Source organism: Actinomycetospora sp. 2LY8.5 (genome assembly GCF_057180585.1).
Window position 1 is genome coordinate 53,409 of record NZ_JBXUHE010000031.1, and the last position, 23,159, is coordinate 76,567.

The 23,159-nt window shown below is 74.1% G+C and carries 24 protein-coding genes; 16 read left to right on the forward strand and 8 right to left on the reverse strand.

The genetic code is table 11. The features are described 5' to 3' along the window. Positions 1–46 precede the first annotated feature (46 nt). Both AC2A1K_RS26130 and AC2A1K_RS26135 read left to right on the forward strand, forming a co-directional pair. Positions 47–562 (forward strand): STAS domain-containing protein, encoded by a 516-nt coding sequence (locus tag AC2A1K_RS26130; RefSeq protein WP_483899263.1) that lies wholly within the window; start codon positions 47–49, stop codon positions 560–562. Then, entirely contained in the window at positions 559–891 is a 333-nt protein-coding gene (locus tag AC2A1K_RS26135; RefSeq protein WP_483899264.1) for a hypothetical protein, read from the forward strand. The genes AC2A1K_RS26130 and AC2A1K_RS26135 overlap by 4 nt, the downstream gene beginning before the upstream one ends. An 8-nt stretch (positions 892–899) precedes the next feature. Here AC2A1K_RS26135 and AC2A1K_RS26140 read toward each other — a convergent pair whose 3' ends face one another. Beyond that, a complete protein-coding gene (locus AC2A1K_RS26140) occupies positions 900–1,532 on the reverse strand; it encodes an L-threonylcarbamoyladenylate synthase (protein WP_483899265.1) in 633 nt (210 codons plus the stop codon). A gap of 181 nt (positions 1,533–1,713) precedes the next feature. Between AC2A1K_RS26140 and AC2A1K_RS26145 the strand changes: the two genes are divergently transcribed. Both AC2A1K_RS26145 and AC2A1K_RS26150 read left to right on the forward strand, forming a co-directional pair. Continuing rightward, a complete protein-coding gene (locus AC2A1K_RS26145; RefSeq protein ID WP_483899266.1) occupies positions 1,714–2,214 on the forward strand; it encodes a hypothetical protein in 501 nt (166 codons plus the stop codon). A gap of 17 nt (positions 2,215–2,231) precedes the next feature. Next, positions 2,232–3,425, forward strand: a complete 1,194-nt coding sequence (locus AC2A1K_RS26150) for an amidase (RefSeq protein WP_483899267.1) — start codon at positions 2,232–2,234, stop codon at positions 3,423–3,425. Here the strand turns inward: AC2A1K_RS26150 and AC2A1K_RS26155 are convergent. Next, positions 3,359–3,643, reverse strand: coding sequence for a DUF202 domain-containing protein (locus AC2A1K_RS26155; protein ID WP_483899268.1), 285 nt, complete (start codon positions 3,641–3,643; stop codon positions 3,359–3,361). The genes AC2A1K_RS26150 and AC2A1K_RS26155 overlap by 67 nt on opposite strands. Before the next feature lie 255 nt (positions 3,644–3,898). Between AC2A1K_RS26155 and AC2A1K_RS26160 the strand changes: the two genes are divergently transcribed. The 5 genes from AC2A1K_RS26160 (at position 3,899) to AC2A1K_RS26180 (ending at position 8,981) form a co-directional block, all read left to right on the forward strand. Continuing rightward, positions 3,899–5,776, forward strand: a complete 1,878-nt coding sequence (locus AC2A1K_RS26160) for an alpha/beta hydrolase (RefSeq protein ID WP_483899269.1) — start codon at positions 3,899–3,901, stop codon at positions 5,774–5,776. Continuing rightward, the gene (locus tag AC2A1K_RS26165; RefSeq protein WP_483899270.1) at positions 5,773–6,549 is read left to right on the forward strand and encodes a lysostaphin resistance A-like protein; all 777 of its coding nucleotides are present in this window, start codon (positions 5,773–5,775) and stop codon (positions 6,547–6,549) included. Before AC2A1K_RS26160 ends, AC2A1K_RS26165 begins: the two co-directional genes overlap by 4 nt. 39 nt (positions 6,550–6,588) lie before the next feature. Next, positions 6,589–7,626 carry a magnesium and cobalt transport protein CorA gene (locus AC2A1K_RS26170; RefSeq protein WP_483899271.1) on the forward strand — a complete coding sequence of 346 codons (1,038 nt, stop codon included), beginning with the start codon at positions 6,589–6,591 and terminating at the stop codon, positions 7,624–7,626. Further along, complete coding sequence (locus AC2A1K_RS26175; RefSeq protein ID WP_483899272.1) at positions 7,623–8,378, forward strand: class I SAM-dependent methyltransferase; 756 nt, start codon at positions 7,623–7,625, stop codon at positions 8,376–8,378. The genes AC2A1K_RS26170 and AC2A1K_RS26175 overlap by 4 nt, the downstream gene beginning before the upstream one ends. A 183-nt stretch (positions 8,379–8,561) precedes the next feature. Beyond that, the gene (locus AC2A1K_RS26180) at positions 8,562–8,981 is read left to right on the forward strand and encodes a hypothetical protein (RefSeq protein WP_483899273.1); all 420 of its coding nucleotides are present in this window, start codon (positions 8,562–8,564) and stop codon (positions 8,979–8,981) included. Here the strand turns inward: AC2A1K_RS26180 and AC2A1K_RS26185 are convergent. Next, positions 8,966–9,256: a DUF1540 domain-containing protein gene (locus tag AC2A1K_RS26185; RefSeq protein ID WP_483899274.1), complete on the reverse strand. Its 291-nt coding sequence runs from the start codon at positions 9,254–9,256 to the stop codon at positions 8,966–8,968. The two genes, AC2A1K_RS26180 and AC2A1K_RS26185, sit on opposite strands and share 16 nt — an antisense overlap. A gap of 330 nt (positions 9,257–9,586) precedes the next feature. On the opposite strand from AC2A1K_RS26185, the gene AC2A1K_RS26190 reads away from it, so the two are divergent. The 5 genes from AC2A1K_RS26190 (at position 9,587) to AC2A1K_RS26210 (ending at position 14,031) form a co-directional block, all read left to right on the forward strand. Continuing rightward, positions 9,587–10,495, forward strand: coding sequence for a 5-oxoprolinase subunit B family protein (locus tag AC2A1K_RS26190; RefSeq protein ID WP_483899275.1), 909 nt, complete (start codon positions 9,587–9,589; stop codon positions 10,493–10,495). A gap of 55 nt (positions 10,496–10,550) precedes the next feature. Continuing rightward, positions 10,551–11,522, forward strand: coding sequence for a 5-oxoprolinase subunit C family protein (locus tag AC2A1K_RS26195; RefSeq protein ID WP_483899276.1), 972 nt, complete (start codon positions 10,551–10,553; stop codon positions 11,520–11,522). 10 nt (positions 11,523–11,532) lie between these two features. Then, entirely contained in the window at positions 11,533–11,775 is a 243-nt protein-coding gene (locus tag AC2A1K_RS26200) for an acetyl-CoA carboxylase (RefSeq protein WP_337706486.1), read from the forward strand. Beyond that, the gene (locus AC2A1K_RS26205) at positions 11,772–13,190 is read left to right on the forward strand and encodes an acetyl-CoA carboxylase biotin carboxylase subunit (RefSeq protein ID WP_483899277.1); all 1,419 of its coding nucleotides are present in this window, start codon (positions 11,772–11,774) and stop codon (positions 13,188–13,190) included. The genes AC2A1K_RS26200 and AC2A1K_RS26205 overlap by 4 nt, the downstream gene beginning before the upstream one ends. A gap of 415 nt (positions 13,191–13,605) precedes the next feature. Beyond that, a complete protein-coding gene (locus tag AC2A1K_RS26210; RefSeq protein WP_483899278.1) occupies positions 13,606–14,031 on the forward strand; it encodes a hypothetical protein in 426 nt (141 codons plus the stop codon). Here the strand turns inward: AC2A1K_RS26210 and AC2A1K_RS26215 are convergent, their stop codons facing one another. From AC2A1K_RS26215 to AC2A1K_RS26225, 3 genes are read right to left on the reverse strand one after another with little or no spacing between them, the layout of a single operon-like run. After that, the gene (locus AC2A1K_RS26215) at positions 14,032–14,796 is read right to left on the reverse strand and encodes a LamB/YcsF family protein (RefSeq protein WP_483899279.1); all 765 of its coding nucleotides are present in this window, start codon (positions 14,794–14,796) and stop codon (positions 14,032–14,034) included. It lies immediately after the preceding gene. Between the two features lie 15 nt (positions 14,797–14,811). Next, complete coding sequence (locus tag AC2A1K_RS26220) at positions 14,812–15,621, reverse strand: SDR family oxidoreductase (protein ID WP_483899280.1); 810 nt, start codon at positions 15,619–15,621, stop codon at positions 14,812–14,814. Then, entirely contained in the window at positions 15,618–16,904 is a 1,287-nt protein-coding gene (locus AC2A1K_RS26225) for an aminotransferase family protein (RefSeq protein WP_483899281.1), read from the reverse strand. The genes AC2A1K_RS26220 and AC2A1K_RS26225 overlap by 4 nt, the downstream gene beginning before the upstream one ends. A 219-nt stretch (positions 16,905–17,123) precedes the next feature. Between AC2A1K_RS26225 and AC2A1K_RS26230 the strand changes: the two genes are divergently transcribed. Beyond that, positions 17,124–18,779 carry a phytoene desaturase family protein gene (locus AC2A1K_RS26230; RefSeq protein ID WP_483899282.1) on the forward strand — a complete coding sequence of 552 codons (1,656 nt, stop codon included), beginning with the start codon at positions 17,124–17,126 and terminating at the stop codon, positions 18,777–18,779. Here the strand turns inward: AC2A1K_RS26230 and AC2A1K_RS26235 are convergent. Together AC2A1K_RS26235 and AC2A1K_RS26240 are read right to left on the reverse strand one after the other, a co-directional pair. Continuing rightward, positions 18,731–20,173, reverse strand: coding sequence for a lipase maturation factor family protein (locus AC2A1K_RS26235; RefSeq protein ID WP_483899283.1), 1,443 nt, complete (start codon positions 20,171–20,173; stop codon positions 18,731–18,733). The two genes, AC2A1K_RS26230 and AC2A1K_RS26235, sit on opposite strands and share 49 nt — an antisense overlap. Before the next feature lie 16 nt (positions 20,174–20,189). Continuing rightward, a complete protein-coding gene (locus AC2A1K_RS26240) occupies positions 20,190–22,535 on the reverse strand; it encodes a transketolase-like TK C-terminal-containing protein (protein WP_483899284.1) in 2,346 nt (781 codons plus the stop codon). Between the two features lie 127 nt (positions 22,536–22,662). Here AC2A1K_RS26240 and AC2A1K_RS26245 point away from each other — a divergent pair, with 127 nt between their 5' ends. Beyond that, complete coding sequence (locus tag AC2A1K_RS26245) at positions 22,663–23,142, forward strand: Lrp/AsnC family transcriptional regulator (RefSeq protein ID WP_483899285.1); 480 nt, start codon at positions 22,663–22,665, stop codon at positions 23,140–23,142. Positions 23,143–23,159: the final 17 nt, after the last annotated feature.

Sequence of the window (23,159 nt, forward strand, 5' to 3'; positions counted from 1 at the left end):
CCTTCGAGGCCCGCGGACGACGCCTTGTTGGAGAGGTGGCCCCGCCATGATGGCGCCCCGTACCGACGGCCAGGACGCCGCGCCACGCGCGTTCCCCGTCTCCGACGGCGACGGCCGACTCGTCCCCGACGGTTCCCTCGCTGCCGACCTCGTCATCGACCTGATCGTCGCCCCGACCCAGCCACGCCGCGGGCTCGTGCTCGTACGCGTCCTCGGCGAGGTCGACATGCTCACCGCTCGCCGCCTGCGCAACGTCCTCGACGGGGCGATCGACGCGGTCGCCGAGGAGCGCGACGGCGGGCTCGACGCCACACCGGCCGGCGAGCCGCCGACGGTGGTCTGCGACCTCGAGGGCGTCACGTTCCTCGGGGCCTCCGGCCTCGACACGTTCGCCACGGTCCACGAGGCCGCCGTCGGGCGCGCCGTTCACCTGGTGCTCGTCGCGACACACCGCACGGTGGTCCGCCCGCTGCGTCTCACCGCGCTCGACCGCCGGTTGACGGTCGTCGCGACGCACCCGGCGGTCGGCCGGCACGTCGTTGCCGGTCAGGAGACGCGGTGACCGCGGTGACCCGCGCCGGGACGGAGTCGTCCGCGGGGCAGCCACCCGAGCTCGGGGCGGCGATCCGCACCGCGCTCGGCCACCTCGTCGACCTCACCGACCCGTCGCCCGCGGTCCTCGACGGCCGACTCGACCAGATGCTGCGGGCTGCGGTCGGTGCGCACGCGGCGCGGGGGCCGGCACCCGGCGCCGACCGGCAACGGTCGGCCCTAGACGAGGTGGCCGTCGCGGTGCGGACCGCATGCGCCCACCTCGCGGCCCGTGAGCTCGAGGACGCCTATCTGGCGCTGCGCGCGGCCGCCGACCGGATGCCGCGCGTCGCGCGCTGAGCGGCTCCTCACCACTGGAAGCCCTCGCCGGCACCCTGCCGGATCAGCTCGGGTTCGTCGCCGGAGAGGTCGATGACCGTCGTCGGCTCGGTCCCGCACTCGCCGGAGTCGAGGATCGCGTCGAGCTGGTGGCCGAGCCGCTCGTGGATCTCCCAGCCCGACGTCATCGGTTCCTCGGTGTCGGGCAGCAGCAGCGTCGACGACAGCAGCGGCTCGTCCAGCTCCTCGAGGAGCGCGTCGACCACCGGGTGCTGCGGGATCCGCACGCCCACGGTGCGCTTGCGCGGGTGCAGCAGCCGGCGCGGCACCTCCTTGGTCGCCGGGAGGATGAAGGTGTAGCAGCCCGGCGTCGCTGCCTTCACCGCGCGGAACACCGGCGTGGAGATGCGGACGAACTGCCCGAGCTGCGCGAAGTCCCGGCACACCAGCGTGAAGTGGTGGCGGGTGTCCAGCCGGCGGATGGTCCGGATGCGCTCGAGGCCCTCGCGGTTGCCCAGCATCGCGCCCAGCGCGAAGCACGAGTCGGTGGGATAGGCGATCAGCCCGCCCTCACGCAGGAGGTCCACCGTCGCGCGGATCGCGCGGCGCTGGGGATTGCGCGGGTGCACCTCGACCCAGCGCGCCGTCGTCGTCGCCGCCATCGGCGCAGCCTAGGAGCGCGGCGGGCGACGCGGAACGGGGCGTCGCGATCGGGTGGGTTGAGGTCGTGCGTGGCGGGGCACCCCGGGCTGCGTCGTGACCGGAACGAGACCTACCGCGTACGGGATCGAGACCCCGGACCGCCAGACGGAGCATGGTGGTCGCGCTGGAGGAGGAACTCCCATGGGTGCCCACCGCATCGAGACCACGATGACCGTTTCCCGCGTCCTCGGGCGCGGGGCTGTCGCCACCTCGGCGGCCCTCGCGCTGGCCGGGTCGGGTGCCGGCCTCGCCCTGGCCACGCCGGGACACGACCACGGCGACGACGGCGACAGCACCGCGTCGAACCGCTCCTCGGATCAGTCCGTGAGCTACTCCTCGAGCTCCTCCGACGGCCACCGGTCCGCCACGATCTGCGACACGGGCGAGGGAGGCCTGGTCGGCGGGCTGCTCGGCGACCTCGGTCTCGACGAGAGCACCCGCAGCCAGGCCCGCTGCGACGGCCAGGGCTCCGACGGCGGGTCGTCGAGCTCGTCGCAGGGGTCCGGCAGCTCGGACTCGGGTCAGCAGCAGGCGAGCTCCTCGAGCTCCTCGCACCCGGCCCAGCGGACGCCGCAGGCGAACCCCGCGAACGAGCCCCCGGAGCTCGGTGAGACGAAGCTCCTGCGCATCCCGACCGGGTAGGCGCCAGACTGCGGCTCGTGGCTTCCCCGGATCTCGTCAGGCCCTGGCGCGTCGCCGACGCGTACCTCGGGGGCGACGCCGCCCGGCGGCGGATCGAGGAGATCGACGACCGGGTGCGTGCCTGGGTCGCGCTGCTGGATGACACGGCACGGGACCACGGACCCCTCGCGGGCGTGCCGGTCGGCGTGAAGGACATCATCGACGTCGCCGGGGTGCCGACGGTCTGTGGCTCGTCCACCCGGGCCGACGCCCCGCCGGCCGGGACCGACGCCGCGATCGTCCGCCTGCTGCGCGAGGCCGGGGCGCTGGTCGTCGGGAAGACCGTGACCACCGAGTTCGCCTGCTTCGACCCCGGCCCCACCCGCAACCCGCACGACCTCGACCGCACGCCGGGCGGCTCGTCGAGCGGGTCCGCGGCGGCGGTCGCGGCCGGCATGGTGCCGCTCGCCCTCGGGTCGCAGACGGCGGGCTCCGTGGTCCGGCCCGCCTCGTTCTGCGGGGTCGCGGGCCTTGCCGTCCCCCGCGGGACCCTGCCGACCGAGGGCGTGCACCCGCTCGCGCCGGGCCTCGACACGCTCGGTCTCTTCGCGGCGACCGTCGAGGATCTCGCCGTCGCGCGCCGCGCGCTCGGTGGCCCGCAGGCGGAGCCGGCCCGGCCGCGCCTGCTCGCCTGGGACGGCACGGAGGTCGCCGACGTCTCGGCGGCGATGCGGGCGGCGCACGCCGACGCGGTCGACCGCGCCCGCGCGCAGGGCGCGCCGGTCGCGTCGTGGGACGTGAGCCTCGAGCACGCCGTCACCGACCACCACACCGTGATGGCCGCCGAGGCGGCGGACGTGGTGCCGGCGGTGCCCGGGCTGGGCGCGCGCCTCACGGCGATGCTGGCGGAGGGCCGCGCGGTGTCCCCGGCGGCGCTCACCGACGCCCGCGAGCGCGCCGCGCAGACCCGGGCCGTGGTCCTCGCCCGCCTCGACGACGCCGACGCCGTGCTCGTCCCGGGGGCGCTGGGCGTGGCGCCGCTCGCGGCCGAGGGTACCGGCGACCCCGTGCTCTCCCGCCCCTGGCACCTGCTCGGTCTGCCGGCGCTCGCCGTCCCCGGAGCCCGCGACGAGGCGGGCCTGCCGCTGGGCCTCGCCCTGATCGGTCACCCCGACCGCGAGGACGGGCTCCTCTCGGCGGGTCGCTGGCTCGAGTCGTTGCTCCGGCGCTGAGCGCCGCGACGCCACCGCCGGACGCCCTCGACGGCGGTCGCGGCGCACCCGAGCATCGACCCGCCGGACACCAGGGTGACGAGCCCGGTCGCGGTGCCCGCCGGCACGAGGACCAGCGGGACGAGGCCGACGAGGAACAGCGCCAGCGACAGGCGGAACCACGCGAGCAGGGTGCGCTCGCTCGCGAGGGCCCAGCGGGCGTCGGGTGAGGGGGACACGGCGTGGTTCTCCCGGGCGGGGCGGGGAGGAGCGCGTTCCTGCCGTTCCCGCGCCTAGCGATCCTGGCGGCAGATCGCGCTGGCGACACGCGCGAGGTCCACCTGGCGGCGGGCCACCCGTCGCCGGCGCAGCGCGGTCATGGTCCGTGAGCGTGCCACGCGGTGCGTGGGGCGACCAGGGGCCGCCGAAGATTCACGCCGACGGTTCGGGCGCGGCGCGCGTACCGGCTTGCGCCGCGCGGGAAGCTGGGATGCGTGGCGGACCGCGAGACCCGGGCGACGGCTCCGGGCGCGAACCACCCTGGTGCCGACGAGACCGACGCGCGTCCTCTGACCCGACCCGGTCCGGAGCTCGACACCGAGTTCCAGCGCGAGTTCGAGGAGGAGCTCGATCACCACCACCTCTGGCACCGCGACGGCGCGCGGCACGACTTCGGTGGCGACTCCCCGCTGCTCTCCCCGCGCCTCGCGCCGGTGGTGCGCTACGTCCCGCGCGCGCACCCGGCGGGCTTCGTGCTCGGCACCGCGTTCGCGCTCATCTCGCTGACCCCGTCGCTGATCCCCCGCGACTACCTCTTCCAGGGCCTCGCCACCGGCATCTCGGGCGGGCTGGGCTACGGGCTGGGCGTGGCGATCGCCTGGCTGCTCGGGCGCACGGCGCGCTGGACCCGGCTGACCGGCCGGGTGCAGCGCGCGACGCCGGAGTGGTTCACCCCGGGCACGTGGGTCGTGCTCGTGGTGACGGCGGTGGTCGCGCTGCTGTGGATGCTCCTCGCGGGCGCGGCGTGGCAACGGCAGGTCGCCGCGCTCATGGGCATCGCCCAGCCGACCACCGACGGCTGGCTGCGCGCCGGCCCGGTGGCGATCGTGGTGGCCGGGCTCATCGTGGGGTTCGGGCGCGGCGTGCGCTGGCTCGCCGGGCGCGCCGCGGACGTGCTGCGACGCCGGGCCCACCTGCCCGCGCAGGTCGCGACCGTCCTCGGCACGGTGATCGTGGTCGTGCTGGTGGCGACGATGATCGACACTCTGGTCCTGCGCACGGGCCTGCGTCTCGCCGATGCCGCGTTCGGCGCGACCAACTCCTCGACCTATCCCGGCGTGGTCGCCCCAGCATCACCGTTGCGCTCGGGCTCGCCGCCCTCGCTCGTGCGATGGGACACCCTGGGTCGCGAGGGGCAGGACTTCGTGGCGGGCGGGCGGTCCCTCGCCGACCTCGGCGAGGCCTCCGGGCGGGCCCCGGTGCCGCCGATCCGCGCCTACGTCGGGCTGATGTCGGCGCCCGGCCCGCAGGAGCGCGCCGCGCTCGCGGTCGCCGAGCTGGAGCGCACCGGGGCGTTCCAGCGGGACGTCCTCGCGCTGGTGACCACGACCGGCACCGGGTGGATCGACGACCCCGTGGCCGATTCCCTGGAGATGATCTGGGGCGGGAACACCGCGATCGTCGCCACCCAGTACTCCTACCTGCCGAGCTGGCTGTCGTTCCTCGTCGACCGCACGCGCGCCGAGGCCGAGGGGCGGGCGCTGTTCGACGCCGTGCACGCCCGGATCGAGCAGCTGCCGCCCGACCGGCGCCCGAGGCTGATCGTGTTCGGCGAGAGCCTCGGCTCGCAGGGCTCGGAGGCCGCGTTCTCGAGCATCGCCGACGCCCGGGCCCAGGCCGACGGCGTGCTCTGGGTGGGGCCCCCGAACTCCAACCGGCTTCATGCGGAGCTCACCGCGCGCCGCGACCCCGGGTCGCCCGCCGTCCTCCCGGTCGTCGACGGCGGTCGCGAGGTGCGCTTCGGATCGACCGCGGAGGACCTGACACGGCCACCGGGCGTGTGGTATCCGCCACATGTGGTGTACCTGCAGCACGCCTCCGACCCGATCGTCTGGTGGACGCCGGCGCTCCTGTGGCAGCGCCCCGACTGGCTCGCCGAACCCCGAGGTCGGGACGTGTCCGAGGCCGTCGACTGGTACCCCGTGGTGACGTTCTGGCAGGTCACCATCGACCTCACCAACTCCCTGTCGGTGCCGGACGGGCACGGCCACCAGTACCGGAAGGTGATGGTGGGCGGGTGGCTCTCCGTGGGTACGCCCCCGGGGTGGACCGATGCGGACACGCAGAGGGTGGCAGGCATGCTGGGCGTGTGACCGCTCCCCAGCACACGGCCACGCCCGGCTGCCCGCCGTCCGACGTGTCGAACGGAACGGACGGAACGGACACCGAGCCCGCCGAGAAAGTCACCCACTGGCGACGGCTGGCCCCACCGGCGGTCGTCGCGGTCCTCCTCCTCGCGTGGAGCAACCTCGCGCTACCCGCCCTGCCCGCCGACCCCGTGCTCAAGGCCGTCTTCAACGTCGGCGGCGTCGCGGCGATGGTGACCGTGGCGCGCCTGCTCGGCCTGACCTGGCGCGACCTCGGCATCGGCCGCGGCACCTGGGGCGCCGGGCTGCGCTGGGGCGGCGCGGCGATCGGCGTCGCGGTGCTCGGCTACGGCGCCGTGCTGGTGGCCGCGCCCGGGCTGCTCGAGAACCCCCAGCTCGCCGGCGCCTCACCCGGCTCCCTGCTGCTGCGCGGCCTCGTCCTCATCCCGCTGGGCACCGTGCTGGCCGAGGAGCTCGCCTTCCGGGGCGTCCTGCAGGGCCACTCCGTGCGCTCACTGCCCGCCCGCGTGGCGCTCAGCGTCACCGCGGTGGCGTTCGGCCTCTGGCACCTCACCGTCGCGATGGGCCCGTCGGCGGTACCGCTGCCGCCGACCCTGCAGTGGACGTCGGCGCTCGCGGTCCTCGCCGTCACCGTCGTCGGCGGCCTCGTGCTCGGCTGGCTGCGCCACCGCACGGGCTCGGTGCTCGCCCCGATCGGGTTGCACCTGGGCACCAACGCGGTGGGGCTCGTCGCGGCGGGAGTCGCGCTCGCGCACTGACGCTCAGCACGCCGGACGAGCACACGGGACACTGTCCCGATGACCGTCGTCGACAACGCGGTGTACGTGCGGGGCGAGCGCGACAGCGAGCCCGAGACGCTGGACCGCACGCTCGCGATGCTGCGCGGCGACGTCGAGCGTGACATCGCCGCGGACCGCGGCTTCGCCTGGATCGGCCTGCTCCGCCCCGACTCCGACGAGCTCGACCGGCTGGCGCGGGAGCTGTCGCTGCCGGCGCTCGCCGTCGAGGACGCGGTGCACGCCCACCAGCGCCCGAAGCTGGAACGCTACGACGACGTCGAGTTCGTGGTGCTGCGGCCCGCCTGGTACGTCGACGAGGACGAGGACGTCCAGGTCGGCGAGATCCACCTCTTCCTCGGGCCGGACTTCGTCGTCACCGTGCGGCACGCCGAGAAGCCCGACCTCTCGCCGGTGCGAGCGCGGCTCGAGGACGACCCGCGCCTGCTGGCCGAGGGGCCGCACGCGGTGCTCTACGCCGTGCTCGACCGCGTCGTCGACGACTACCTGCCCGTCGTCCGCGGCCTGCGGCACGACATCGACGAGATCGAGACCCAGGTGTTCGGCGGCGACCCCAGCGTCTCCCGCCGCATCTACCAGCTCTCCCGCGAGGTCATCGAGCTGCAGCGCGCGGTCGACCCGCTGCGCGAGGTCCTCGACGGGCTCCTCGGCGACTCCGAGTACGACCCCGGTCAGGCCCTGCACCGCGGGCTGCGCGACGTCGCCGACCACCAGGCGCAGACCAGCGAGGCCGCCGACAACTTCCGCCAGCTGCTCGGCAACATCCTGCAGGTCAACGCCGCCCTGGTCGGCCAGCGGCAGAACGAGGAGATGCGCCGGCTCTCCGAGACCAGCCTCGCCCAGGGCGAGGAGGTCAAGAAGATCTCCTCGTGGGCGGCGATCCTGTTCACGCCGTCGCTGATCGGGGCCATCTACGGCATGAACTTCGAGCACATGCCCGAGCTCGCGTGGGCGCTGGGCTATCCCTTCGCGCTGAGCCTCATGCTGCTCGCGTCGCTGACCCTCTACCTGGTCTTCCACAAGCGCGGGTGGCTGTGACCCGCCCGCAGCGAGCACGGTCGTTCGGCGCCGCCGCGGAGGACTACGACCGCCTCCGCCCGGCGCCGGTCCCGGCGGCCCTGCGCTGGCTGCTGCCCTCGTCCGACGTGGCCGTGCTGGACCTCGGTGCCGGGACCGGGCTGGTGTCCCGCTCGCTGGCGGCCGCGGGCGTCGCCGACGTCGTCGCGGTGGAGCCGGACGACGCGATGCGCGCCGTGCTCGCCGCCCGCAGCCCCGGCGCCCGCGCGCTCGCCGGGACGGCCGAGGACATCCCGCTGCCCGACGCGTCGGTCGACGCCGTGCTCGCCTCGTCGGCGTGGCACTGGTTCGACCCGGAGCCGGCGACCGCCGAGATCGCCCGCGTGCTGCGTCCCGGCGGCGTGCTGGGCCTGCTGTGGAGCTTCGCCGACCCGACGACCGACTGGGTCGCGGAGCTACGCCACATCCAGCGCGCCGACGACGCCGGGAACGAGGACTCGACGTCGGCCGTGCGCGCCGCCTTCACCATCGAGCTGCCCGAGGGCGCGCCGTTCGGGACGGGCTCCTCGGAGGTCTTCCGGCGCCGCACGTGGATGGCCGCCGACGACGTGGCGGCGATGGTGGGGACCTACTCGACCGTGCTGACGCTGCCCCCCGAGGAGCGGGCGGAGGTGCACCGGGCGGCGCGGGAGGTGATCGCGCGGCGGGTCGGCGCCGACCCTGTGCGGGTCCCGTTCGCGACAGCGGTCTGGCGGGCGGTCCGGCAGGAGTAGTCCGGCAGGAGTGGTCCGGCAGGAGTGGTCCGGCAGTCCCCGTCCGACAGCGTTCGGACGTCCGAGCGAGATTCGCGCGAGTGGCCCCCACGCCCTCGACGGCGGCGGGCAAGCGAGGTTAGCCTCCCCTCACTGAGGGCGCCCGAAGCCGCGCCCGAGGGGCACGACTGAGGAGGCCCGGCGATGACGCTGCGACTGCCCACGGCCGAGGTGACCGTGCTGCTCGGCGAGCCGATCGTGCGTCGGCGGCTGATGGCGATGTTCGACGACTCGTCGTCGGCGATCCGTCGGGTCACCGTGGACCCGTCGGCCGGAGTGTCGGAGCGGCGCGGCCGCCTCGAGGAGGCCGGCGACGCCGCGATCGTGCTGGCGGACCGGGTCACCGGCGGGCTCGACGCCACCGGGCGCCGCGCCGTGCTCGGGGCGCTCACGGGGCTCGCCGCTCGCGGTGCCGCGGTCCTGGTCGACGACGAGGACAGCGTGGCCGCCCTCGCCGTCGCCGACGGGACGCTGCGCGCCGACCCCGTGCGCGGGCTCGTGGTGGAAGCCCTCGGGGCAGCGGGGTCGGTCGCGCCGCTCGAGGAGCTCTACCGCGCCTCGTAGGTCAGGCAGTCGGCGACGTCCTTGCCGGGGCCGATGTTCACCGACGAGGCCGTGCACTCGAGCTTGTCGTTGAACGTGCATTCCGAGCGGTGGCAGGCGCCGACGACGCCGTTGCCGTCCACGCCGCCGCGGAACGAGATCTCCACGAAGGTGCCGCACGCGGCGTTGTCGCCGGCGATCGTGATCGCGCCCGCGTGGCAGGACGATCCCTCGTTGTAGGAACAGGCGGTCACCGAACAGTTCTGCACCGTGGGCAGGCTCTGGGCTGCGGTCATGGCGATGATCGTGGCGGGTCGACGGGGCCTCTCGCCACGCAGCACAGGCTGCCCTGACCAGGGCCGATGCTCCTCGCGGCGGACAGCGACCAGGGAGGATCGCAGCGACACTCCCGACGAACAAGGTCTAGTGTGACGACGATCATATTTATCGGCACCCATCCGGGCCTGTCGAACCAAGGATCTCCTGTCCTCACCGCCACGGGAGATCGTGGGTCCTCAGACGGATCCTCTCGGGGGGACGGGCATTCGCGGGGTCACGCACCTCGACATGCCGCTCACCCCGCCGCAGGTCTGGCGTGCCGTCGCGGACGCCGCCAAGGTGACCTCATGAGCGCCGGGACGGAGACGGAGACCGAGACGCGGTACGACCACGGCGGCGACGAGTTCGTCTACGTGGAGCTGTCCCCGGCGATGAGCCTGCCGGTGCACTTCACGTCGCTGGGGATCACGCGGCGGTTGGCCGAGGAGGCCATCCCCGGGGTCGAGGAGATCGCGCCGTCGAACGCGTCGTACATGGTCCGCGTCGATCCCGACCGGCTCCACCCGCGTGACCTCGTGCGCGAGCTCCAACGGATCGAGGGTGAGGTCGGCGGACACCCGGACGACCTCACCGTCGCCACCCGCATCATCGATGTCCCGATCATGCTGAACGACCCGTGGACCCACGAGGTCCTCATGAAGTTCCGCGACCGCCACCAGGACCCGACGGGCACCGATCTCGACTACGGCGCCCGGATCAACGGCTACTCCTCGACCGAGGACTTCATCGACGCGCTCGCCGCGTCGCCGTACCTGGTGACGATGATGGGTTTCGTCCCGGGCCTGCCGTGGTGCTTCCAGCTGGTGCCCCGGGAGCGGCAGGTCGAGGTGCCCAAGTACGTCCGCCCGCGCACCGAGACCCCGGAGCGGGCCTTCGGGTTCGGCGGTGCCTTCGCCGTGATCTACCCGGTCAAGGGCGCCGGCGGCTACCAGCTCTTCGGCTCGGCGCCCGCCCCGATCTTCGACGGCGAGCAGCGCCTGCCGGACTTCGCCGAGAACGACTCGGTGGTGTTCTTCAAGCACGGCGACGTCATCAACTACCGCCGCGTCGACCAGGAGGAGTACGACGACGTGCGCGCGCAGGTCGACGCCGGCACGTGGCGCTACTCGTTCACGGAGCTCGAGTTCTCGCCGAGCCGGTTCCTCGCCGACCCGGACGGCACCAACGCCGCGATGAAGGAGGTGCTGTACGGGTGAGCATCCATCGTCCGCGGAGCATCACGGGGGGCACGCCGACAGAGGAGCCGGACCCATGATCCTCGTGCGTGACCCCGGGCTCGAGACGACGGTCCAGGACACCGGGCGGCTCGGCTACTACAGCATCGGCTTCCCACCCTCGGGCGCGCTGGACTCGTTCGCCTACCACGTCGGCAACGCGCTGGTCGGCAACGAGCCGGGCGCCGCCTCCCTGGAGGCCGTGTACCTCGGCCCGACGCTGGAGTTCACGCAGGACACCGTCATCGCCGTGACCGGCGCCGACATCCCGGCGTTCGTCGACGGCGAGGAGATCCCGCTCTGGGAGTCCGCGGCCGTGGCGCAGGGCTCCGTGCTGACGTTCGGCCAGCTGCGCGCCGGCGCGCGCCCGTACGTGGCCGTCGCCGGCGGCATCGACGTGCCGTTGTACTACGGCAGCCGCTCGACCTACACGCTCGTCGGCATCGGCGGGTTCGAGGGGCGGGCGCTGCGGGCCGGCGACGAGCTCGCGATCGGGAACGACGCCCGTGACCCTCGTGCCGGGCGGCGGCTGGACCCCTCGGACGTCCCGGTGCACCCGTCGACCGCCGAGGTGCACCTGCTGGTCGGCCTGCACAGCTACCGGCTCACCGAGGACAGCCTCGCGCGGTTCACCGACACCGAGTGGAAGGTGACCTCGGACGCCAACCGGGTCGGCTACCGCTTCCGCGGCGCCGAGCTGGCGTTCGTGCCCCGCGAACAGCCGTTCGGCGCCGGCAGCGACCCCGCCAACGTCACCGACTGCGGCTACCCCGTCGGGTCGGTGCAGGTGCCCGGCGGCGTCGAGCCGATCGTGCTGCTGCAGGACGCCGTCACCGGCGGCGGCTACGCGACGCTCGGCACGGTCGTGTCCGTCGACCGCGACCGGCTCGCCCAGACCAAGACCGGCGACAGGACGCGCTTCGTGCCGGTCGACCTCGACGGCGCGCTGACCGTGCGCCGCGACCGCCACACCACGCTCGACCGCATCCGTTCCGCACTCGCGTCCTAGGAGGACCTCGGTGGGCAGTCACAAGATCACCTCCCGCACGCCCGGCGTCTTCTACCACCGGCCCTCGCCCGACGCCGACCCGTACGTGACGGAGGGGGCGGCCGTGTCCGAGGGAGACACGGTGGGCCTGGTCGAGGTCATGAAGACGTTCCACGAGGTCAAGGCGGACGCGGCCGGCACGGTCTCCGCGTTCCTCGTCGAGAACGAGGACGAGGTGACGATCGGCCAGGACCTGGTCGAGCTGGAGACGTGACGGCACGAAGCGATCAGACGAGCACGCCGAGCGGGGAGCTGCCGCGTCGAAGCAGCCTGCGGAGCGTCCTCGTCGCCAACCGCGGCGAGGTCGCCCTGCGCGTGGTGCGGGCGTGCCGGGAGCTGGGGATCCGCGCGGTCGCCGTCTACTCCGACGCCGACGCCTCGGCCGCCCACGTGCGGACGGCCGACGACGCCGTGCACATCGGGAAGTCGGCGGCGTCGAAGAGCTACCTCGACGCCGACGCGGTGCTCGAGGCCGCGAAGTCCGCCGGCGTCGACGCGATCCACCCCGGCTACGGCTTCCTCTCCGAGCGCCCGGCGTTCGCCGCCGCGGTCGAGGAGGCGGCGCTGACGTTCGTCGGACCGCCCTCGTCGGTGATCGCGACGATGGGGGACAAGGCGGCGGCGCGGGCCCTCGCGCGGTCGGCGGACGTGCCCGTCGTCCCCGGGTCCGACGAGGTGTCCTCGGTCGACGACGCCGTCGCGGCGGCCGACGAGGTCGGGTACCCGGTGCTGGTCAAGGCCTCGGCGGGCGGGGGAGGCCGCGGCATCCGCCCGGCGGCGAACGCCGAGGAGCTCCGCGAGGTCGTGGTCGAGGCCCAGCGGGAGGCGGCGTCGGCGTTCGGCTCGGACGCGGTCTACGTGGAGCGGGCGCTGCAGGGGCCCAAGCACGTCGAGGTGCAGGTCCTCGCCGACACCCACGGCCACATCGTGCACTGCTTCGAACGGGAGTGCTCGCTGCAGCGGCGGCGCCAGAAGATCCTCGAGGAGGCGCCGGCGCCGGGGCTCTCGCCGTCGGTGCGGCAGGCGCTCTGCGACGCGGCCGTCCGGCTGTCCCGCGAGGTGGGCTACGTCGGCGCGGGCACGGTGGAGTTCCTCGTGGAGGGCTGCGGGGACGCGGCCGACTTCTTCTTCATCGAGATGAACACGCGCATCCAGGTCGAGCACCCGATCACCGAGTGGGTGACCGGCCTCGACCTCGTGGCCGAGCAGCTGCGGATCGCCGGGGGCGTGCCGCTGTCGGTGCGCCAGGAGGACGTCGTGTGCCGCGGGGCGTCGATCGAGTTCCGGGTGAACGCCGAGGACCCCGACCAGGACTTCCTGCCCTCCCCGGGCGAGGTCACCGGCCTGGAGCTGCCGGGCGGGCCGGGCGTGCGCGTCGACACCGCGCTGACGGCGGGCGACGTCGTCCCGCCGTTCTACGACTCGCTGGTCGCCAAGCTCTCGGTGTGGGCGCCGACGCGCGAGGAGGCCCTGGCGCGCGGGCGCCGGGCGCTGGCGGAGTACCGCGTCGACGGCCTCCCCACGACGATCGGCCTGCACCGGCGCCTGCTCGACGCGCCGGCGGTCGTCGACGGGACCTACGACATCACGACGCTGGAGACGTGGCTGGCGGATCCCGGGTCTGGTTAGCAGCGAACGTGCTGTTCGCTGCGTCTATGCGTTCGAAGTCCCCGTTCGCGGCGCGCGGGTGGTGACGATGGACCGTCGCCCGGTGGGCCGCGGCGCCTCCGGGAGCGCGGCACGAGCTGGCCGCCGTCGACCCCGAGCAGTTCTTCGGCCCGCCCTTCGCAGGACGCGACTGGATCGCGATGCTCCTGGACCTCCGTCCGGACGGGCCTGCGTGGGACGAGGTCCGCGAGATCGTCGTCGACGGCCTACCGCCGGGTCGCCCCGAGGACGCTCATCGCCCGGCTGTCCGGCCCAACCGACTAGAACCGAAGGCCCTATCTCGTCGGCGAAATCGCTCACGGTATGGAGTCGACGCCTCGCTTCGCGCACACTCGGTCAGACGGTGATGACGCCCCGTGCGCAGCGAGGAGACGCCATGTCGCTCCAGAACCGTGCCTACGACTCCGGTCAGCTGAGCGGCCCGCGCCGGCCCGAGCACCGCGCGGGCGTCGTCCAGTCCCACGGCCCGGGCGTGCAGGCCATCCGCCGGGACATCCTCGAGGGCGAGCAGATCTACGGGATCTTCGGCAACCGGCAGGGGCCCATCGCCCTCGTCGGGGTCACCAACCGTCGCATCCTGCTCATGGACGCGGTCTATGACGACGGGCGCGTCGCGCTCACGTCGGTGCCGCTGCGCCAGATCGTCAGCTGCTCGTACATCACGACGACCGACCAGCCGGTCACCGAGGCCACCGTGGTGGGGATCAAGGTGGGCCGCACCATGTTCGAGGTCGACTGCGTCTCGCCCGAGGAGGCCCAGGACGTGCACGGCCTGATCATGTGGCACCTGATCGGACTGTAGTCAGCCGCGCAGCAGCGACACCGCCGGCACCTTCTCGACGCCGAGGCTCTCGAACCGCCGCACCAGCGTCTCGCAGATCTCGACCGCGTTCGGCCGGTCGCCGTGCAGGCAGATGGTGTCGACCTCGACGTCGAGGTGCTTGCCGGAGTTCGACGTCACGTGCCCCTCGAGCAGGTCGACGGCCTGTTGGGCGACGGCGTCGGGGTCCTTGGCCTTCGGCTCGGGCTCGACGATGATGTGGCCCTCGTCGTCGTACTCGAGGTCCGCGAAGCCCTCGCGCGCCACGGTCGCACCGAGCGAGCGGGCGAGCTCCGCGGTCGGCCCGGCGAGCCAGAAGATCAGCAGGCCCGGGTCGAGGCGCAGTACGGCCTCGGTGATCGCGGACGTGATCTCCGGGTCGGTCAGCGCCATGCCGTAGAGCGCGCCGTGCGGCTTGACGTGCACGACCTCGGTGCCCTCCGCGCGAGCCGTCGCCTGCAGCGCCCCGGTCTGATACAGCACGAGCTGGGCGGCCTCGTCGGGACGCAGCGCCATCCGCCGGCGCCCGAAGCCGACGAGGTCGGGCAGCCCGGGGTGGGCGCCGATCGCGGTGCCGGTCGCGACGGCCGTGCGCACCGACTCGCGCATCGTCACCGGATCGCTGGCGTGGTAGCCGCAGGCCACGTTCACCGAGGTCACGTGGACCATCAGCTCGCTGTCGTGCCCCAGCTTCCAGCGTCCGAGGCTCTCGCCGGCGTCGGCGTTGAGGTCGACCCGTGTCTGCATGGGGTCAGTGTCCGCTCAGAAGGCGCCCAGGTGAACCTGCGCCCACTGCCGGAACGTGCGGGCCGGTCGGCCGAGGAGATCGGGGACGGTGGTCGTGACGCGACCGTCGTCGTACTCGCCCCCGCGGAAGAAGCGGAAGAAGGCGTCGACGTACTGCGGCGGCATCGCCGCGGTCATCCTCGCGCGCGCCTCGTCGTCGGGCTCAGGGTCCAGGCGGAGGTCGCGGTTGAGGAGCTCGGCGAGCACGGCCAGCCGCTCGGCGGGGAGTGTCACCTCGGGACCGGTGAGGCGCAGGCTGCGACCGGCCAGGTCGGGGTCGGTGAGCGCGCGGGCGGCCACCGCCCCGATGTCGGCGGGGTCGATCACGGCGACGGGGACGTCCGCGAACGGTTCGCGGACGACATCGTCCAGCGGCGCCCACTGCAGCGCGTTCGACATGAACCCGCTCGGGCGCAGCACCGTCCACTCCAGTCCGGAGTCCCGCACGGCCGCCTCGGAGACGACGTTGTAGCGGGTGACGGCGTTGTCGAGGTCGCCGCCGACCACCGCGCCGGTCGAGAGCAGGACGACCCGGCGCACGCCGGCGTCGCGCATGTCGGCCAGCAGGCCGGGCACGTCGGGGTGGCCGGCGGGCAGGAACACGGCATCGACGCCCGGCCACAGCGCTCGGGCGCCGGCCCGGTCGCCGAGGTCCCCGACCACGGGGACGGCGTCCCCGACCGCGGCTCCCCGTCGCGAGAGGGCACGGACCTCGACGCCGTCGAGCGCCCGCACCACCTCGGACCCCACATTGCCCGTGGCTCCCGCGACCAGGAGCGTGCTCACGCGCCCGGCGCGGCCGGGACCGGCCTCTCGACGGGCAGGTCGTCGAGCCCGGCGTGGATCGCCTGGGCGAGCAGGTCGATCTCCTCCTGCCCGACGGTCAGCGGCGGCGACACGGCGACACCCTTGCCGAGTCCGCGGACGAGCACGCCCGCCTTCCGCGCGGCGCGCAGCAGGACGTTGGGCGCGTCGGGGACGCCGTCGAGCACGTCCTGCTCGAGCTCGACCGCGGCGAGGAAGCCGAAGCCGGCACGCACCTCGTGGACGTACGGGTGCGAGGTCAGGGGCGCGAGCGCCTCGAACAGCGGCATCTCCAGCTCGCCGCCGCGCGCGATGAGGCCCTCGCGCTCGTAGATGTCGAGCGTCGCGAGCCCGGCGGCGCACGCCGTCGGGTGACCGGAGTAGGTCGGGCCGTGGCGCAGGGTGCGCTCGCCCGGGGTGGTCCACCACGGCGAGGCGACCTCGCCGGAGGTGATCACCCCGCCGAGCGGGAGGTAGCCGCTGGTGACGCCCTTGGCGAAGGTGATCATGTCGGGGCGGATGTCGCCGAAGCGCTCGATGCCGAACCAGGTGCCGAGGCGCCCGAACGCGCAGATCACGGCGTCGACGACGAGCAGCACCCCGTGGCGCCGGCACAGCTCCGCGACGCCCTCGATGTAGCCGTCGACGGGCAGGTGCACGCCGCCGGCCCCGGTGACGGGCTCGATGACGAACGCCGCGATCCGCTCCGGGCCGACCTCGGCGAAGACCTTCTCGACGCCGTCGAGGTCGTGCAGCGGGGCGACCGAGCTCTCACCGGCGAGCACGCCCCAACCCTCGCGGTTCGGCGGGATCCCGGTGATCGAGGTCCCGTAGCCGTGGGTGCCGTGGTAGCCGGTCTCGCGGGAGACGACGTGCACGCGCCGGCTCTCGCCCCGCGCCTGCCAGTACCCGCGGGCGATCTTGATGGCGGTGTCGATGCCGTCGGCTCCGCCCGATCCGAAGAAGACCTTCGCGTCGTGCACGGGGGCCAGGTCGGCGAGACGGTCGGCGAGCTCCAGGGCCGGGCGGTTCGCGATGTCCGCGAAGCACGAGTACGACTCGAGCTTCGTCATCTGGGCCATCGCGGCCTCGGCGATCTCGCGGCGACCGTGGCCGACGTTGCAGTACCAGAGGCTCGCGCAGCCGTCGAGGTACCGCTGCCCGGCCTCGTCGTAGATCCAGGGGCCTTCGCCCCGGTCGACGACGAACTCGTGGCCGTCCACGGCCGCCATGTCGGAGAACGGGTGCCACAGGCGGGTGCTCATGAGCCGGATTGTCGCGCTCCACCGGCTCCTCCGGGAGAGGTGCGCCCACTCGGTCCTGAGGATTGGTCTGTCCGCGTAAAGAACGACCCGCCCGATGCGAGAACCCGGTCGGTGCCGCACGTGCCCACGACCGGGGTCAGGTCGCGCAGCTCGCGTCGCCCACCTCGTCGACGTCCGGACGAACCTGCTCGGACCGCACTGAGCGGGCATCCTGCGCGCATGACCTCTGCCGCACACGCGATCCCGTCCGGCGAGACCGCCGACGCCGTCGTCGTCGGGGCGGGGCACAACGGGCTCGTGGCGGCGAACCTGCTGGCCGACCGCGGCTGGTCGGTCCGCGTGCTCGAGGCGTCCGACGCGCCCGGTGGGGCGGTACGCACCGAGGAGATCACCGCGCCGGGCTGGCGCAGCGACCTCGGGAGCGCGTTCCACCCGATGGGTTTCGTGTCGCCGGTGCTGCGAGGTCTGGGTCTCGACGCCTACGGGCTCGCGTGGCGCCACGCCCCGGCCGCGCTGGCCCACGTGCTGCCCGACGACCGCGGCGTCCTGATCTCCCGGGACGTCGACGTCACGGCCGCCTCGCTGGACCGCTTCGCGCCCGGGGACGGCGACGCGTGGCGCCGGCTCGCCGATGAGTGGCGGCGGCTGCGCGACCCGCTGATGGCGGCGTTCCTCGGGCCGTTCCCGCCCGTGCGCGACGCGGCGACGGTGATGCGGACGCTCGGTGGCCCGGACACGCTGCGGCTGGCGCGGCGGCTGCTGCTGCCCGCGACGCGGTTCGGCGAGGAGGAGTTCCGTGGCGAGGGCGCGCGCGTGCTCGTCGCAGGCAACGCCCTGCACACCGACCTCGCCGTCACCCAGACCGCGAGCACCGCCTTCGGCTGGCTGCTCTCGATGCTCGCCCAGGACGTGGGGTTCCCGGTGCCCTCGGGCGGCGCGCGGTCGATCACCGACGCGCTGGTGGCGCGCCTCGCCGACCGCGGCGGGACCGTCGACTGCGAGCGACCCGTCACCCGCGTCCTGGTCGAGGGTGGGCGCGCGGTCGGGGTCGTCGATGCGGCCGGCGGGCTGGTGCGGGCGCGGCGCGCGGTCCTCGCCGACGTGCCGGCGCCGGTGCTCTACGGCGAGCTCGTCGGGCACGAGCACCTACCCTCGCGGCTGGTCGACGACCTCGCGCGCTTCCAGTACGACGACGCGATCCTCAAGGTCGACTGGGCGCTGTCCTCGCCGATCCCGTGGACCGCGCCCGAGCCTCGGCAGGCGGGGACGGTCCACCTCGGCGGCGACGTCGCCGGGCTCGTCGGCTTCGGGGCCGACCTCGCCGCCGGCCGGGTGCCCCGTGACCCGTTCCTGCTGCTCGGGCAGATGACCCTGGCCGATCCGCTGCGCTCGCCGCCGGGGACCGAGTCGGTCTGGGCGTACACGCATCTGCCGCACGCGCGGATGCTCACCGACGCCGAGCTCGACGAGCAGGTGCGCCGCATGACCGCGGTGATCGAGCGGCACGCACCGGGTTTCGGCGACCGGGTCGTCGCCCGCGTCGTCTCCCGGCCCGGCGACCTGCAGGCCCGCAACCCCTCGCTGGTCCGCGGCGCGCTCATGGCCGGTACGGCGCAGGTCCACCAGATGCTGGTGTTCCGTCCGACGCCCGGCCTCGGGCGCCCCGACACCCCCGTCGACGGGCTCTTCCTCGCCGGCGCCACCGCGCACCCGGCCGGAGCGGTGCACGGCGCGCCGGGAGCGAACGCGGCGCGGGCGGCGCTCGCGCGGGGCGGTCGCCTCGGACCGGTGTACGCGGCGGGGATCCGGGCCGCGCAGCGACTGGTCTACGGCGCCGACGTCCGTGACGCGGGCCGGCTGCGGGGCGGCAGGTAGTCGCCGATCAGCTCGCGGTGCCACCACGCGCCGGTGGCGCGGCGTTCCTCGCGGGTGGTGAAGCGGTAGCGGTAGAGGCGCGCGCGGACCCACGCCGGGCGTTCGCCGTCGAACGGGTCGCGGCGCAGCAGGCGCAGGGTCGGCGCGTCGGCCTCGAGCAGGCGGTCGAGCAGCGTCGGCAGCCAGCCGCGAGCCATGCGCGGGGCGATCGGCGCGAACCACATCAGCCAGTCCAGCCGGCGGTGGTACGGCGCCGTCTGGGGTGGCCGGCGGTAGGGGTCGCCGGGTTTCGAGCGGAAGTCGTACTCGCGCCACACCGCGTCGTCGTGGCCCTCGGGATCGTCCGTGCCCTCCAGCACGACCTCCTCGCGCTCCCGGGTCACCGAGCCGAACGCGCCGTAGCTGTTGCCCAGGTGCACCGGCGTGATCCCGGCGTTCATCAGCTGGCGGCCGCTGGCCATGTTGAGCACCGGCCACACCGAGAGCGCGAGCATCAGGACGGACACGGCGAGGACGAGGACCGCGAACCAGACCGGCAGCGGAGCCGGGGCCGGCAGCGACACCGGCAACCAGCGCAGGTACGCGTCGTCGACCGCGGCGAACGCCAGCGAGATCGTCAGGAAGTTCAGCCACGCGAAGTTGCCGCTGCTCACCAGCCAGCCCTGGGTGACGACGACGACCGCGGCCGCGAGCGACGCCACCGGCTGGGGGAGGAACAGCAGGAACGGGACGACGAGCTGAGTGACGTGGTTGGCCAGCACCTCGAGGCGGTGCAGCGGGCGGGGCAGGTGATGGAACCACCAGCTCGTCGGACCCGGCAGCGGCTGGGTCTCGTGGTGGTAGTCGAGGCACGTCAGGTCGCGCCAGCAGGGGTCGCCGCGCATCTTGATCAAGCCCGCCCCGAGCTCGACGCGGAAGAGCAGCCAGACCAGCAGCAGGAGGACCGGCAGCGGCGGGGCCACGTCCGCCGGGCCGAGGAACGTCACCAGGAAGCCGGCCTCGAGCAGCAGCGACTCCCAGCCGAAGCCGTACCAGACCTGGCCGACGTTGACGATCGACAGGTAGAGCACCCAGAGCAGGCCCCACAGCGCGAGGCCCGCACCGAGCGGGAGGAGGTCGGTGGCACCGGCGAGGGCAGCCAGCGCGAGGACGAGCCCGGTCCCGGCGACGACGCGGAAGAGCGTGTCCGAGTAGCGCAGGTGGAACAGACTGGGGTGCCGGCGGGCCGTCGTGCGCGCCAGGAACCGCGGGATCGGCGTCAGCCCGCGCTCGCCGATCAGCGGCCGGAACTGCGCGAGCGCGACCGTGAACGCGAGGACGTACGCGAGCGCCACCAGGTGCTGGACCACCCAGCGTGCGGTGGCGTGGTCCGACGCCGCGAGCCAGTCGAGCATCGCGGCGGGGTACCCCTCAGACGAGCGCGGCAGCCACGATCGCGTCGGCGTCGAGGTGGTGGTGGGCCCACGAGCCGGCGAGGTCGGAGGACCGGCCGAAGTCCGTGACGCCCAGGTGCGCGGCGCGGCCGCCGTGCACCGAGGCCAGGAACGCCAGCGTGTGCGGGTGGCCGTCGAGCACCGTCACCAGCTTCGCCGCGCGGTCCGCGGGGAACGCCGCGTCGAGGATCCAGCTCGGCGCGGACTCGGTGGGGCCGGTCGCCGCGGTGCGGGCGCGCAGGGCGCGGAAGAGCCGGTCGGGGCTGGTGACCACGACGACGTCGGCGCCGACGCCTTGCTCCCCGAGGCGCTCCGCGGCGGTGACGGCCTGGCCGACCAGCGCGCCCATCACCGCGATCGTCACCTGCGGGGTACCCGCGGCGCGGCGCAGCAGGTAGGCCCCGGCGACGACCTCGCGGCGCCGCCGGGCCCGCGCGGCGGGGTCGGACGGGACGGCGGCGAGGCTCTGGTCGACGGGCACGGTGGACAGGCGCAGGTAGGTGGACGAGCCGCCGGGACGCCCGAGGCGGGAGAGCCCGTCGAGCAGGCACCAGGAGACCTCGACGCCGAACGCGGGCTCGAACGCGACGCAGCCGGGCTGCTCCAGGCCGATGGACGGCGTGGTGATCGACTGGTGCGCGCCGCCCTCCGGCGCCAGCGAGACCCCCGACGGCGTGCCGACCAGGATCGACTGGCCGCCCGCGTACATCCCGAAGGCCCAGGGCTCGAGGGCGCGGGAGACGAAGGGGTCGTAGAGCACCCCGATCGGCAGCAGCGGCTCGCCCCAGCGCGACCAGGTGGCGCCGAGCTCACCGAGCAGCCCGACGAGGTTGGTCTCGGCGATCCCGAGCTCGATGTGCTGGCCGCTGGGTTTCTCGTGCCAGTGCAGGATGGTCTCGGCGTCGTCGGCGAACCAGTCGCGACGCTCGTGCGCCGACCACGACCCGACCTTGTTCAGCCAGCCGCCGAGGTTGGTCGACGACGTGACGTCCGGGCTGACGGTGACGACGCGGCGGGCGGCCTCGGGGGCGGTGCGGGTGAGGTCGAGCAGGGCGCGGCCGAGCGCCTGCTGGGTGTGGCCGGTGCCGGTGGGGGTGCGCTCGAGGTCGTCGGGGATGGCCGGCGGCGCGGTCGGGGTGACCGGCGAGCGGCGCAGGCGCTGCGCGGTCGTCCGGCACAGGTCGGCCGCGGGGCCGTCGGGCAGCGGGGCCCACGGGTCGTCGAGGTCGGTGCCCAGACCGGTGGCGAGCGCGCGCATCTGGGTCTCGGTGAGGAGGCTGGAGTGGTTCTGCGGGTGGCCCTGCGTCGCGAGCCCGTAGCCCTTGACGGTGTAGGCGAAGATCACCGTGGGGCGGGTGTCGTCGATGGCGTCGTAGGCGTCGGCGAGCGCGCCGAGATCGTGGCCACCGAGGTTGCGGATCGCCGCGTGCACGGCGCCGTCGTCGACGTCGCGCAGCAGCGCGGCCAGGGCTTGTTTGTCGGGGCCCTCGGGCCCGTCGCCGGGCAGGCGCTCGCGCAGCTGCAGCGGCGTGCACCGCAACAGCCGCTGGTACTCCGGGTTGGTCATCTCGTCGATGCGCCGGCGCAGGGCGTCGCCGCCGGGACGGGCGTAGAGGTCGGCGAGCAGCCGCCCGTACTTCACGGTGATGACCTGCCAGCCCGCGGCGGAGAACAGCCCGTGCAGCCGGGTCGCGGAGATCTCGGGGACGACGCGGTCGAGGCTCTGGCGGTTGAAGTCGACGATCCAGCAGACCTCGCCGAGCTCGCGCACCATCGGGTCGAGCACGGCCTCCCAGACCGCGCCCTCGTCGAGCTCGGCGTCGCCGACCAGGGAGAACTGGCGCCCGGTGCCCGCTTTCCCGGACAGACCGTCGGTGTAGCGGCGCGCGATCGTGCCCCAGATCGGGGCGGTGGCGCCGATGCCGACCGAACCGGTGGAGTAGTCGACGGGGTCGGGGTCCTTCGAGCGCGACGGGTAGGCCTGCAGGCCGCCGGCCTCGCGCAGGGTCGTCAGGTACGACGGGTCGAGCTCGCCGAGCAGGTGGTTGATCGCGTGCAGCACCGGCGAGGCGTGGGGCTTGACCGACACGCGGTCCTCGGGGCGCAGCGTGTGGAACCACAGCGCGGTCATGATCGAGACGATCGACGCCGACGACGCCTGGTGCCCGCCGACCTTGAGCCCGCTCGGGTTGGCGCGCACGCGGTTGGCGTGGTCGATGATCGCGGTGGCGAGCCAGAGCACCCGGTCCTCCACCGCTTGCAGCGCCTCGCGCTCCGGCGCCTCGCCGTGCAGCGGTGCCGGTGCGGGACGGGTGGATGTCATCGTTGGCCTCCGGTCGCACATTGGTGCCCGAAGCGTTCGTCATGAGTTCGAAGTGCGCAAGCGTTGGCGATCAGGGTGCGCACTATGGTCGTTCGAGCGGTGCCGACCGGGTCGAGGAGTGAGCAGGATGGCCAGTCCGGAACCCGTCGACCGGGTCGACGCCCGGCTGCTGCAGGCCCTCGGCGAGGAGCCGCGCGCCACGATCGTCGCGCTCGCCGAGCGCCTCGGTCTCGCGCGCAACACCGTCCAGGCGCGCCTGACCCGCCTGGAGAGCCGCGGCGTCGTCGGTGACTTCGCCCGACGCATCGAACCCGCCGCGCTCGGCCACCCGCTGCGCGCCTACGTCACCACGCGCGTCGACCAGCGCCGGCTCGCCGAGGTGACCGAGGCGCTCGCCCGGATCCCCGAGGTGGTCGAGGTCGTGGGCCTCGCCGGCGACGACGACCTGCTCGTCCAGGTCGTCGCCCGCAACGCCGACGCGCTCTACACGATCGCCGGCAGCCTGCTCGCCGTCCCGGGCGTCGAGCGCACCTCGACCGCGCTCGTCATGCGCCAGCTCGTCCCGTTCCGCCTCGACCCGCTGCTGGAGCGCCAGGCCGGTATGTGAGCACTTTCCCGCGTGAT